12 protein-coding genes are annotated in these 11,986 nt (G+C 63.5%); 10 read left to right on the forward strand and 2 right to left on the reverse strand.

Annotated features, from left to right (window positions below; all coding sequences use genetic code 11):
- The first annotated feature begins 10 nt into the window (after window positions 1–10).
- The 8 genes from B5483_RS12930 to B5483_RS12965 are packed head-to-tail and all read left to right on the forward strand — an operon-like array spanning window position 11 to window position 7,554.
- The gene (locus B5483_RS12930; protein ID WP_079730630.1) at window positions 11–916 is read left to right on the forward strand and encodes an SDR family oxidoreductase; all 906 of its coding nucleotides are present in this window, start codon (window positions 11–13) and stop codon (window positions 914–916) included.
- Between the two features lie 3 nt (window positions 917–919).
- Window positions 920–1,972, forward strand: a complete 1,053-nt coding sequence (locus B5483_RS12935; RefSeq protein WP_079730631.1) for an acyl-CoA dehydrogenase family protein — start codon at window positions 920–922, stop codon at window positions 1,970–1,972.
- Window positions 1,969–3,147 carry an acyl-CoA dehydrogenase family protein gene (locus B5483_RS12940; protein WP_079730632.1) on the forward strand — a complete coding sequence of 393 codons (1,179 nt, stop codon included), beginning with the start codon at window positions 1,969–1,971 and terminating at the stop codon, window positions 3,145–3,147. Before B5483_RS12935 ends, B5483_RS12940 begins: the two co-directional genes overlap by 4 nt.
- The gene (locus B5483_RS12945) at window positions 3,144–3,929 is read left to right on the forward strand and encodes an SDR family oxidoreductase (protein ID WP_079730633.1); all 786 of its coding nucleotides are present in this window, start codon (window positions 3,144–3,146) and stop codon (window positions 3,927–3,929) included. Before B5483_RS12940 ends, B5483_RS12945 begins: the two co-directional genes overlap by 4 nt.
- A complete protein-coding gene (locus tag B5483_RS12950) occupies window positions 3,926–4,396 on the forward strand; it encodes a MaoC family dehydratase (protein ID WP_079730634.1) in 471 nt (156 codons plus the stop codon). The genes B5483_RS12945 and B5483_RS12950 overlap by 4 nt, the downstream gene beginning before the upstream one ends.
- Entirely contained in the window at window positions 4,396–4,773 is a 378-nt protein-coding gene (locus B5483_RS12955) for a steroid Delta-isomerase (protein ID WP_079730635.1), read from the forward strand. The genes B5483_RS12950 and B5483_RS12955 overlap by 1 nt, the downstream gene beginning before the upstream one ends.
- 13 nt (window positions 4,774–4,786) lie before the next feature.
- Complete coding sequence (locus tag B5483_RS12960) at window positions 4,787–5,989, forward strand: acetyl-CoA C-acyltransferase (protein ID WP_079730636.1); 1,203 nt, start codon at window positions 4,787–4,789, stop codon at window positions 5,987–5,989.
- Between the two features lie 17 nt (window positions 5,990–6,006).
- On the forward strand, window positions 6,007–7,554 hold the full coding sequence (locus tag B5483_RS12965; protein WP_079730637.1) for a FadD3 family acyl-CoA ligase: 1,548 nt from the start codon (window positions 6,007–6,009) through the stop codon (window positions 7,552–7,554).
- 13 nt (window positions 7,555–7,567) lie between these two features.
- Here B5483_RS12965 and B5483_RS12970 read toward each other — a convergent pair whose 3' ends face one another.
- Window positions 7,568–8,626: a zinc ribbon domain-containing protein gene (locus B5483_RS12970; RefSeq protein WP_079730638.1), complete on the reverse strand. Its 1,059-nt coding sequence runs from the start codon at window positions 8,624–8,626 to the stop codon at window positions 7,568–7,570.
- A gap of 539 nt (window positions 8,627–9,165) precedes the next feature.
- On the opposite strand from B5483_RS12970, the gene B5483_RS12975 reads away from it, so the two are divergent.
- Window positions 9,166–10,005: a transporter gene (locus tag B5483_RS12975; RefSeq protein ID WP_245829142.1), complete on the forward strand. Its 840-nt coding sequence runs from the start codon at window positions 9,166–9,168 to the stop codon at window positions 10,003–10,005.
- A 152-nt stretch (window positions 10,006–10,157) separates the two neighbouring features.
- Window positions 10,158–11,612, forward strand: a complete 1,455-nt coding sequence (locus tag B5483_RS12980; RefSeq protein WP_281251242.1) for a sensor histidine kinase — start codon at window positions 10,158–10,160, stop codon at window positions 11,610–11,612.
- 20 nt (window positions 11,613–11,632) lie between these two features.
- On the opposite strand, the gene B5483_RS12985 is transcribed toward B5483_RS12980, so the two are convergent.
- Window positions 11,633–11,986, reverse strand: a complete 354-nt coding sequence (locus B5483_RS12985) for a response regulator (protein WP_342743672.1) — start codon at window positions 11,984–11,986, stop codon at window positions 11,633–11,635.

Here is an 11,986-nt window from a genome sequence, read left to right on the forward strand (position 1 = left end):
GGACGGAATAATGGGTATCTGCGAAGGTCGCGTCGCGATCGTCACCGGAGCGGGCAATGGCCTCGGCAAGGCCTATGCGCTGGGCCTCGCAGCAGAAGGCTGCAAGGTCGTTGTCAATGACCTGGGCGTAGGCACGCACGGCGAGGACGGAGAAACGAGGGGTGCGGCCGAGCGCGTGGTCGATGAGATCCGCGCAATGGGCGGCGAGGCCGTCGCCAATACCGACGACGTGGCTGACTGGGACGCGGGCAAGCGCATGGTCGAGGCCGCGCTGGACAATTTCGGTGAGCTCCACGCCGTGGTGAACAACGCCGGTTTCGTGCGCGATCGCATGTTCTTTACCTGCACGCCCGAGGAATGGGATGCAGTGCTGCGCGTTCACTTGCGCGGCCACTTCTGCACTTCGCGCCACGCTGCCGAATACTGGCGCGGTCAGTCCAAGGCAGGCAAGCCGGTTGACGGGCGCATCATCAATACCACCAGCGGTGCGGGGCTTCAGGGTTCGGTCGGGCAGTCCGCCTACTCGACGGCCAAGGGCGGTATCGCTGCGCTGACGCTGGTCCAGGCGGCCGAACTGGCGCGCCTTGGCGTGACCGCCAATGCGCTTGCGCCCAATGCGCGCACCCGCATGACGAACACCGGTGCCTTCGACATGGACGTGAAGGAGGGCGAGTTCGACGTATTCGCGCCCGAGAACATGGCGCCGCTGGTTGCCTATCTCGTCTCGGCGCAGTCGAAGGGCGTGACCGGGCAGGTCTTTGAATTGAAGGGCGGCGAGATATTCCTCTCGCAGGGTTGGACCGACAGCCCCTCTATCGACAAGGGCGCGCGCTTCGAGGCGGGCGAACTCGATCCTATCGTGCGCAAACTGCTTGAGACCCGCGATCCGGCCAAGCCCGTTTACGGAGCGAGCTGAGGCATGGAATTCGCCTTTACCGAAGAACAGGCGATGATCGCTCAGACGGTGCAGACCTTCTTTGCCGAGAACGCCACCAGCGAGCGCACCCGCGCTGCGATGGAGGCAGGCGGCATCGACCGCGAACTGTGGGCATCGTTCTGCGAGGAACTGGGGCTTTCCGGCATCGGGATCGCCGAGGAGGACGGCGGTGTCGGGCTGGGGATGGTGGAGCTTGCGATCGTGGCCGAGGCCGCTGGATCGCAGGTTTCCGCCATCCCGTTGCTTGGGCTCGCGACGGCGGGGCAGGCGATTGCCGCAGGCGGCAACATTGCCCAGAAAGAGCAGTGGCTGGGCCCGCTTATTTCGGGAGAAGCGATTGCCGCTGCGGCCTATGCGCCCGCGCTCAAGGTTGAAGGCGGCAGGCTGTCCGGTACGGTTCCGTTCGTTGCACATGGCAGCCTTGCGGATCTCTTCGTGTTCGTGGGAGAGGACGCAGCCTGGCTGGTCGCGGCAGAAGACGCCGGCTTGAGTGTCGTGAGCCATACGACCATGGACCAGACGCGGCCGCTTGCGACTGTCACGCTTGAAGGGGCCAATGCACAGGCATTGAATTTTGCCCCTGCGCGCGAAGCGCTTCATGCCGGGGGGTGGATCTGTCTTGCCGCAGAGGCGCTGGGCGGCGCGCAGGCGACGCTCGACCGCACCGTACAGTATTCCACCGAGCGCATGCAGTTCGGCCGTCCGATCGGCTCGTTCCAGGCGTACAAACACCGTCTGGCGGACATGATGGTGCTGATCGAGCAGGCACGCTCCGCCGTCTATTGGGCGGCCTGCGCAGTAGACGAAGGCGCGCCCGAGGCGCAGCTTGCCCTGCATTCCGCCAAGTCCTTCTGCGCCGACACCTATTTCGAATGCGCCGGGCACATGATCCAGCTCCACGGGGGCATCGGGTTCACCTGGGAGCATGATGCCCACCTGTTCTTCAAGCGCGCCACCTCGATCCGCTCGATGATGGGCGATGGGGACTGGCACCGTGAACAGGTCGCCCGCCTGACCATTGGAGAAGCCTCATGAAGCTGGGATTTTCCGCCGAGGACGAGGCATTCCGCGCCGAAGCTGCGGACTGGCTGCAGGGTCAGATGGCTGGCGAGTTCAGGGATATCGTCGGCATCCCCAACCTTGTTTCCAAGGTCGAACGCCGCAAGGAGTGGGAACGGCAGCTGGCCGCGCACCAGTGGTCCTGCATCGGTTGGCCTGTCGAGTGGGGCGGCCGCGATGCCACCCTGGCGCAGCAGGTGATCTTCGCCGAGGAATACGCGCGCGCGGGTGCGCCCAACCGCATCAACCATATCGGCGTCGAGCTGGCCGGCCCGACGATCCTCGCTTTCGGGACGCAGGAGCAGAAAGCCCGCTATCTTCCGGGCATTGCCGGGGGCACGCAAATCTGGTGCCAGGGTTATTCGGAACCCAATGCCGGCTCGGACTTGGCCAACGTCAAGACCAAGGCCCACCTCGAGGGCAACGAGTGGGTCGTGACCGGGCAGAAGGTATGGACCAGCCTCGCGCACTTCTCCGACTACATCTTCGTCGTTGCCCGTAGCGAAGAAGGATCGAAGGGCCCCAAGGGCCTGTCGTTCCTGCTGATGGCCATGGACCAGCCCGGGATCGAGGTACGCCCGATCCGCCAGATGAACGGCGAGGCCGAGTTCAACGAGACCTTCCTCGACGCGGCACGCTGCCCGGCAGACGCCATGCTGGGCGAGCGCGGTCAGGGCTGGGGCGTTGCCATGGCGCTTCTGGGCTTTGAACGCGGGGTTTCCACGCTGGCCCAGCAGATGCAGTTCCGTAACGAACTGGATGCCGTGATCGAGGCCGCCCGGGCAAACGGCAAGGCGAACGACCCGGTGACGCGGCAGAAGATCGCCAGGGCGGAGATCGGGCTCAACCTGATGCGCTACGGCGCGCTGCGCATGCTCTCGAACGCGGATGCGGCCGGGCTCGACGGCGCGGCGCTGACCTACAAGATCCAGTGGGCGACCTGGCGGCGTGACCTTGGCGAACTGGCCATGGAAGTACTCGGGCAGGCCGGCGAGATCGCTGCGGGCGAGGCCTACGAATGGTCACTCTTGCCCAATACCTTCCTCTTCAGCCGTTCGGACACGATCTACGGCGGCACCAACCAGATCCAGCGCAACCTGATCGCCGAGCGCGGCCTCGGGCTGCCCCGCGAACCGAGAGGTAACTCATGACCGTACCCGTTCCTTCCTATCCCACGCCCCTCGGCATGCTGAAGGGCAAGACCGTGGTGGTCACCGCTGCGGCCGGTACCGGCATCGGCTTTTCGGCTGCCAAGCGCGCCGCGGAAGAGGGCGCCAGGCTGCTCATCAGCGACTTTCACGAGCGTCGCCTTGGCGAAGCGGCCGACCGTATCGCAGATGAAGTGGGCTGCGCACGTCCCGCCACTTTCGTGTGCGACGTTACCAGCGAAGAGGCTATCCAGGGTCTGCGCGATGGCGCGCTTGCGGCGCTCGGCAAGGTGGACGTGCTTATCAACAATGCCGGGCTCGGCGGCGAGGTCAGTGTCGTCGACATGACCGACGAGCAATGGAGCCGCGTGCTCGATGTGACACTCACCAGTCTGTTCCGCATGACCCGTGCCTTTCTGCCTTCGATGTATGCGCAAAAGTCGGGCGTCATGGTGAACAACGCGTCGGTGCTGGGCTGGCGTGCGCAGAAGGGCCAGGCCCACTATGCTGCGGCCAAGGCCGGCGTCATGGCTTTCACCCGCTGCGCAGCGGTCGAGGCAGCCGATCACGGCGTGCGTATCAACGCGGTGGCGCCCAGCCTTGCGATGCACCCCTTCCTCGCCAAGGTGACGACCGAAGAGGCGTTGGCCGAACTGGTCAAGAAGGAAGCCTACGGCCGCCCGGCGGAAGTCTGGGAAGTCGCCAACGTGATGATGTTCCTCGCGTCCGACCTGTCCAGCTACATGACCGGCGAGATCGTTCCGGTCTCGAGCCAGCACGCATGAGCGCGCCGAAGGTCTTCGAACGCCCGGCCGACCTGATCGGTGCGGAAGGCACGCAGCTTGGCCCCACCGAATGGCTGCTGATCGATCAGGAGCGGGTGAATGGCTTTGCCGATGTCACAGGCGATCACCAGTGGATCCATGTCGACGTCGAGCGCGCGAAGGACGGGCCGTTCGGAGGCACGATCGCCCATGGTTATCTGACGTTGAGCCTGGTCAACATGTTCCTGCCGCAGATGATCGAGGTTCGCCGCTTTGCGGCCGGCGTGAACGTGGGCATGGACAGGACCCGCTTCCTTTCTCCGGTCCGCGTCGGCTTGCGCATTCGCGGTACGGGCGAGATCGTCAGGGTGGAGGACGTGAAGGGCGCGATCCAGTCGACCGTTCGGGTCACGGTCGAAATCGAGGGAAGCGACAAGCCCGCGCTCGTGATCGACACCATCAGCCGCTATTTTCCGGAGACAGAGTAATGCCCGATCCCGTCAGGATGGAAGCCGCGGTCCACGAATACGTTGCCGCCTTCGCCGATGGCAGCCCCGAGCGGGTGGCGGCGCTGTTCGCCGAGGATGCCACGGTCGAGGACCCGGTCGGCACGCCGCCCCACGTCGGGCGAGAGGCGATCCTCGCTTTCTATGCCGAATCCATGAAGACGGGTGCGAAGCTCACGCTCGAAGGCCCGGTGCGCCTTACCGCGGACTATGCCGTCTTTCCCTTCTCGGTGCATCTGCGCTGGGAAGGCAGCGACAAGCGCGTCGATGTGATCGACACGTTCCGCTTCAACGAAAACAACCAGATCATCGAGATGCGCGCCTACTTCGGCCCGCTCAACATGCACGGATTTGCCTGAGAGGACTGACACGATGCGCGAAGCTGCAATCATTTCCACTGCCCGTACCGGTGTCGGCAAGGCCTATCGCGGCGCGTTCAACGATACCGAGGCGCCGCGCATGGCCGCCCATGTCGTCAACGCCGCGATCGAGCGCGCCGGGATCGATCCGGCCCGCGTCGACGACGTCTACATGGGCTGCGCCAACCAGTGGAACACCCAGAGCTACAACATCGGCCGTCTTGCCGTGCATGGTTCGGTGCTGCCCGATACGACCAGCGGCTTTGCGATGGACCGCAAGTGCTCCTCGGGCCTCAACGCGCTGGCCTTTGCCGCGCGCGGCATCATCGCCAACGAGATCGACTGTGCGCTCTCGGGCGGTACCGAGAACGTCTCGCTCACAATCGACAAGCACTACCCCAATTTCCGCAACCGCTCGGAATGGGTCAAGGAGCACGACCCTTACGCCTACATGGCGATGATCGAGACCGCCGAAGTCGTGGCCGAGCGCTACGGCGTCAGCCGCGAAGCGCAGGACCGCTTTGCCGCGCAGAGCCAGAGCCGCGCTTCTGCCGCACAGGAAGCGGGCGCATTCGACGCTGAGATCGTGCCGATTACCGTCACCAAGGCCCTCTTCGACAAGGAGGGCAACGAGACCGGCAAGGAAGATGTGACGCTGACGAAGGACGAGGGCGTGCGGGCCGGCACGACATTCGAGAAGCTGCAGGCCCTCAATCCGATTTTCAGGAACGGGCAGGTCATCAAGCAAGGCCAGCACGTGACGGCGGGCAACGCCAGTCAGCTTTCCGACGGGGCTTCCGCGCAAGTGCTCATGGACCTTGCCACCGCGCAGAAGGAGGGCTTGCCGATCCTTGGTCTCTATCGCGGCTTTCAGGTTGCGGGTTGCGGCGCGGACGAGATGGGCATCGGGCCGGTCTTCGCGATTCCCAAGCTTCTCGACCGCGCTGGCCTCAAGATCGATGACATCGGACTTTGGGAGATCAACGAGGCCTTCGCCAGCCAGGCGGTCTACTGCCAGGAAAAGCTGGGCATCGATCCTGAGAAGCTAAACGTCAATGGCGGCGGCATCGCCATCGGCCACCCTTTCGCCATGACCGGTTCACGCCTCGTCGGTCATGCCCTGCTCGAGGGCAAGCGGCGCGGCGTGAAGTACGTCGTCGTCTCGATGTGCGTGGCAGGCGGCATGGGCGCTGCCGGTCTGTTCGAAGTCGCCTGAGCGAGAGACAGCAGATCATGACCGAAGCGATGGGCACTTGGCCGACGACGATCCCCGGCGCGGCGAAAGCGGCGGCCGAAACCTGGCCGGATGCTACCGGCCTGATCGTCGGCGAGAAGACCTGGACGTTCGCACAGGTCTGGGCCGATGCCCGGGCCGCCGCATCGGCCATGCTGGCCAGCGGGATCAGAAACGGCGATCGCATCGCGATCTGGGCGCCCAATACGCGCGAGTGGATACTCGCAGCGCTTGGCGCACAGACCGTGGGCGCCACGATCGTTCCCATGAACACGCGCTTCAAAGGCACCGAGGCAGCCGAGATCCTGCGTCGCGCCCGGGTGAAGATCCTTTTCGCGCCAGCCGATTTTCTTGGCCAGGACTACGCTCAGCTGATTGCCTCGGAAGACCTGCCCGACCTTGGCGAGACCGTGCATCTCGACAAGGGCTGGGAGGCTTTCGTGTCGCGCGGGAACGGCGCACAGGACCCCGAAGTCGATGCTGCATTAGCGCGGCTGACCGGCGATCATATCTGCGACATCATCTTCACATCGGGTACGACCGGCAAGCCCAAGGGGGCGCTGACGGCACATAGACAGGCGGTACAGATCTTCGGCGATTGGGCCGTCAGGGTCGATCTTCGCGCAGGCGACAGGTACCTGATCGTCAATCCGTTCTTCCATACGTTCGGCTACAAGGCGGGCTGGGCCGTCTGCTTCACCCGCGGTGCGACGATCTTGCCGATGCCGGTTTTCGACGTGGCCGAAACCATCCGTCAGATCGAACACAACCGCATCAGCTTCCTGCCCGGGCCGCCGACCATCTACCAGTCGTTGCTGCAGGAATTGGACGGCGGCAAAGCGCGCGACTTTTCCTCGCTGCGCGTTGCCGTCACCGGCGCCGCTCCGGTGGCGCCGGCTCTCGTTGAACGGATGCGTCACGAACTGGGGATGCAAAACATCGTCAATGGTTATGGCATGACGGAATGCGGCGCAGTCGCCATGACCTGCCGGGGAGACGATGCCGAAACCGTTGCCAATACCTGCGGCTATCCGCTACCCGGCATGGAAGTGCGCTGTGTCGATGACGAGGGCAACGACCTGCCCGCCGGCCAGCCCGGTGAACTGTGGCTGCGCGGCCCTTCCGTGATGAAGGGCTACCTCGACGATCCGGTGGCGACTGCCGAGGCGATCGACGGCGAGGGGTGGCTCCATACCGGGGACATCGGCACCATCGATGCGCGCGGTTATCTCAGGATCACCGACCGCAAGAAGGACATGTTCATTTCCGGCGGCTTCAACGTCTATCCGGCCGAGGTCGAAAGCCTGATTGCAACGCATCCCGAAGTGAACATGGTGGCGGTTATCGGCACGCCGGACGAGCGTCTGGGCGAAGTGGGGCGTGCCTACGTGGTCACCCGTCCAGGGTCGTCATTGCGCGAGGACGAACTGCTGCAGTGGTCGCGCAAGCGCATGGCCAACTACAAGGTGCCGCGCAGCATTCGGATCGTTCCTGAACTGCCGCGCAACGCGGCCGGAAAGGTGCTCAAGACCGAATTGCGCGACTGAGCTCGATTGGCCCTCAGGTGCCTGCCTTCGCGGCGTCCTGCGCGGGGCTGCCGCAGGCCATGCAGTAGCGGAAGAAGGCCATCTTGCGGGCATCGCATTTGCTGCAGTGATTGAAGAGCGTCATCCCGCAATGGACGCAGAAGTTCGTCTCACTGCCTTCCATTGCGGCGATCGGTCGGTCGCAGCCGGGGCAGACCTTGGCCGACATCTTCTTGAAGGCTTCGTCGTGCGAGACGAGCTTGCGCCTTTCTTCCTCCGCCTGCGCTTCCACTTCCCGGCGCTTTTCCAGGTAGTGGCGCATGTTCTTGATCAGGAAGTGCCCGGCGGCAACGGTAAGCAGGATGCCCACGCCGTAACGGATGTAGCCGCCGTAGCTGGGCAGGTAGGGCACCAGTTCGACGAAGAAGACGAAGACCGCGGCAATCACGAAGCCGCGTGACAGCGGCCAGTAAGCGCCCTTGCGCCGCTTTGCGACCAGCCATGCGGCGAGCAGCAGCATGGGCAGGGTTAGCGCCAGACGTAGCAGGAAGATCCGCAGTTCCTGCCAGAACAGGGCCTTCTCAAAAGCCGGATAGGCCGCGTCCTGCAGGTCGTTCTGTTCCTGGCGCAGTGCCGTGGCGCGCTGTTCGAGAGGCAGGCGTTCGTTCTCGAGCGTGTTGATCCGACCCTGGATCACGCGCTCGTTGCCCTTGAGCTGTTCGAGCCGACGGGTGCGCTGAACCACTTCGGGGTCCTGCTGGGGATCGGTGGTTGCGCTCCGGGTCTGGATCCAGGCCTGGAAGGTCTCGGTGGCGGTCTGCGAGGCGCGGCGGGCCTGTTCGAGCTGTAGCCGGGCGATCTGAAGCTTGTCGTCAATTGCTCCGCGGCGATCTTCGGCCTGCTTGAGTTCCCTTTGCAGCGCTTTGTCCCGCGTCTTGTCGACGAATTGATCGGGCGAAACCGTCGTTTCGATCTGCGGCAGGTCGCCGATAACGAGGTTGCCGAAGCCGACGATAAAGCCGGCGAAGATGACCGAAACTGCCCAGAGTACGATCAGATAGGCCCGCTCAGGAACCCGCGCACCCTTTATCATCTCCAAGCCTCCCGCGCCCCATTCATATCGAGAGGCTTATCATGGCCACCATACCTGTAAAGCGTTTCGCCACCATCGGTGCTGCAGCACTCTGAGTGAGCTGACTTTTCTGATGATGTAGAAACGGCGGAAACGGGCGGAGGAGTTTGTAACCCCGACCGGGGAAGTCGCACCGGTCGCATCTATCGTTATGCCCTGTTTATTGCGGCGCTGAAGGCTCTGTTCGAAGCCATCCCGCCGCTCCGACCCGCGCGATTTGCGGACATGCCAATAAATTCTCCGAGCGCGCGGATGAAATTGACCGGCGCACTCGTTCTCTCAGCCAAGCCGCATCATTCACGAGTGATGCTCCGAAAATTCAATTGGCAGGAGGTACACCCATGATCATCGACATCACGACCGCAGCAACGGTCGCATGCCCAGTGCAGGCCGCAACGCCGGAAGGGGCGCGGAGACTTCATCCGAAATTCTGACCGACAGGCCGTCGGTCCGATCTTCCGCGCTGAGCGCGGCATGGTGGCCGGGCCTGCCAGCCCGAAATGCAAACATTCAAGGCGGATATTGAAATGCGCATGTTTCACGCTGCTTCGGCGGCACTGGTTCTTTTGTTTAATGCGACGCCTGCCATCGCCGCTGACCGCGATGGTACCGGCACGCGAGCTGAGGGTTGGTCCGGCGAAGTGAGTACCGGCGTCATATATCAGGAAGGCGACTACGGCACCGACGACAGGTTCGAAACGGTCGCGGTTCCGGTCACCGTTACGGCCACGAAGGGACGATTCCACATCGGCGCATCGCTTCCCTATGTGCGCACAAGCGCTCCAGCTGGCGTCATCGTCAGCCAGGGTGGACTGTTGGGCACGCCGCTGCTTGCAACCGGTTCGCCGACCCTGGAGCGAAGCACGCGTGAAGGGATCGGAGATCTCACGATTCAGGCATCCGTTGACTTGCCCCTTGCGGGCCTTGCGACGTCTCTTGGCACATCGGTCAAACTGCCGACCGCATCTGTTGCCAAGGGGCTGGGTACCGGCAAGGCGGACTACGCTGTTGTCGGGCAGGTGGCCAGGCCAATGGGGGTGCTCACACCGTTCCTTTCGCTGGGCTATACGGTGCTGGGAGAACCGGACGGCTTCGATGTCCACAATACCCTGAGCGGATCGGCGGGAGCGCGCATGAAGCTTGGCGCTCACACCTTTGCGGCTCTCTCCTATTCCTATGAAGAAGCCGCGACAGAAACCCTCGCTGACAGACAGGCCATCGGTATTGGGCTCGGAACAAGCCTTGAAGACAACATGCGCCTGAGTTTGGAGGGCAACGCTGGCCTGAGTGAAGGTGCACCGTCTGCCAGTATTGCAGCGCGCATCGGGTTCGGCTTCTAGCGCCAGGAGTCACGCAAGAGGCGGAAAGGGTATCCGGCTCTTTCGGTGCGATGGGTCGCGATGCGGTTCTGGCCCTGACATTGACAAGTTACCGGCACCACCACAGTCTGCCGCAAGAACCACCGGTCGGGCGTGGCAGAATTGAGGCGTCAGTGAATTTGGACTTTGAATCGCTTTTCTCGCTTTCGCCAAATCCTTACGTCGTTATGGACCGTAACGAGACGATCGTCTGGATGAACGATGCCTATTTGCGTGCGACGATGCGCACCAGGGAGTCGATCATCGGGCGGCGCATGTTCGATGCCTTCCCCAGCGATCCCGGAAGCGACAGTTTCGAACTGCTCAGCGCTTCGTTGAAGCGTGTGGTGGAGACTGCCGAAATCGATGAAATTGCGTTGATCCGTTATGACATCGCTTCGCCCGACGGCTCCATGGAGCAGCGGTACTGGAGCGCGACCCATACGCCGCTTCTGGACAGCGCCGGGGAGGTGGATGCGATCCTGCAGCACACGGTCGACGTGACCGAACTGCACCGACTGCGCAGTCTGCGAGATGAGAGCGGGCTGTTTCGCAGGGCCGATGCGGTGCAGCACCGCAACCTCGATCTGCAGGCGCAGCGCGCCCGTCTTACCCGAATGTTCGAGCAGGCGCCCGGATTCATGGCAGTGCTTGTCGGACCGGATCACGAATTCGCCATGGTCAATGAGGCTTATACGCAGCTTGTCGGTCGCGAGCAGCTGATCGGTCGCAAGCTGGCCGAGGCCCTCCCTGAAATTGTCAGCCAGGGTTTTATCGAAATTCTCGATGAAGTGCGGCGCAGTGGCCAGCCTTACAACGGGCGTTCGCAGGAGGTCTATTTCGAGATCGAGCCCGGTGCCCCTCGCGATCGCCGTTTCCTGGATTTCATCTATCAGCCGATTTTCGAGAATGGGGCCGTCTCTGCGATCTTCGTGCAGGGGCAGGACATGACCGAGGTGGTCGAAGCGGCCCGCCATCAGGACCTGCTGATCAATGAGCTCAACCACCGCGTCAAGAATACCCTCGCCATCGTCCAGAGCCTGGCTTCGCAGTCCTTCCGCAATGTCGAGATGGCCGGCAGCGCGCGGCAGTCTTTCGAGGAACGGCTGCGGGCACTGGCAGGCGCGCACAACCTGCTCACCGATGCCAGCTGGCGCATGACCTCGCTGGCCGAAGTCGTGCGCGAAGCGACTGCACCTGCGGCCGGGGCCGATGCCTGCCGCATCGAGGCGAGCGGGCCGGACATTTCACTTTCTCCGCGTTTGACCGTGGCCCTGACCATGGCACTGCACGAACTGACGACGAACGCCATGAAATACGGCGCCTTGTCCAACGAGACGGGCTGCATTCGCATCGCGTGGTTCCGGGAGGCCGAGGATAGCGATTATCTTGCGCTCGACTGGCAGGAACTGGGCGGTCCGCCTGTGAAGCCCTCAGGCCGCAAGGGCTTCGGCTCGCGGCTGATCGAGCGGGGGCTCGCCGCCGAATATGGCAGCAAGGCGGAGCTCGACTTTCGCGAGGAAGGCTTGCATTGCCGCATCGGGCTCTATGTCCCCGAATGCGTCGCTGCACTGGCCGGTCAGGCGTAACGGGACTGCGAGGTCGACAGTCATTCCGCCCTTTTTTGCGTCATTGCACGTTGCAGGGCGTCGCGCAGGGACCAGGGTGAACTGGGCTTGGGGCAAAACTGCGCTTCGGGGTAGCGGTCGCGCAACTGCGCCTCGTCGGCATGGCCGGAGTGGAAGATGATTGGGACGCCGGCGGCATTGAGCCGGTCCGCGGCTGGATAGACCTCGCCATCGACCAGACGCACATCGAGGATCGCGCAGGCAGGCATCCCGTGATCGAGCGCCTCCTGCGTACAAGACAGGGATTCGCACGTTTGCGCGACCTCGAAGCCAGCCTCCTCGACGATGGCCTCGAGGTCGAGCGCGACGATCAGTTCGTCCTCGGCAATGAGCAC

This window comes from Novosphingobium mathurense, from assembly GCF_900168325.1.
Classification (GTDB): Bacteria; Pseudomonadota; Alphaproteobacteria; order Sphingomonadales; family Sphingomonadaceae; genus Novosphingobium; species Novosphingobium mathurense.

Excerpts from the sequence above, each read along its gene's own strand:
- B5483_RS12935 (WP_079730631.1), top strand. The coding sequence starts at position 920 with ATGGAATTCGCCTTTACCGAAGAACAGGCGATGATCGCTCAGACGGTG.
- B5483_RS12975 (WP_245829142.1), top strand. The coding sequence starts at position 9,166 with ATGCAAACATTCAAGGCGGATATTGAAATGCGCATGTTTCACGCTGCT.
- B5483_RS12955 (WP_079730635.1), top strand. The coding sequence starts at position 4,396 with ATGCCCGATCCCGTCAGGATGGAAGCCGCGGTCCACGAATACGTTGCC.
- B5483_RS12950 (WP_079730634.1), top strand. The coding sequence starts at position 3,926 with ATGAGCGCGCCGAAGGTCTTCGAACGCCCGGCCGACCTGATCGGTGCG.
- B5483_RS12940 (WP_079730632.1), top strand. The coding sequence starts at position 1,969 with ATGAAGCTGGGATTTTCCGCCGAGGACGAGGCATTCCGCGCCGAAGCT.
- B5483_RS12965 (WP_079730637.1), top strand. The coding sequence starts at position 6,007 with ATGACCGAAGCGATGGGCACTTGGCCGACGACGATCCCCGGCGCGGCG.
- B5483_RS12945 (WP_079730633.1), top strand. The coding sequence starts at position 3,144 with ATGACCGTACCCGTTCCTTCCTATCCCACGCCCCTCGGCATGCTGAAG.
- B5483_RS12970 (WP_079730638.1), bottom strand. The coding sequence starts at position 8,626 with ATGATAAAGGGTGCGCGGGTTCCTGAGCGGGCCTATCTGATCGTACTC.
- B5483_RS12930 (WP_079730630.1), top strand. The coding sequence starts at position 11 with ATGGGTATCTGCGAAGGTCGCGTCGCGATCGTCACCGGAGCGGGCAAT.
- B5483_RS12960 (WP_079730636.1), top strand. The coding sequence starts at position 4,787 with ATGCGCGAAGCTGCAATCATTTCCACTGCCCGTACCGGTGTCGGCAAG.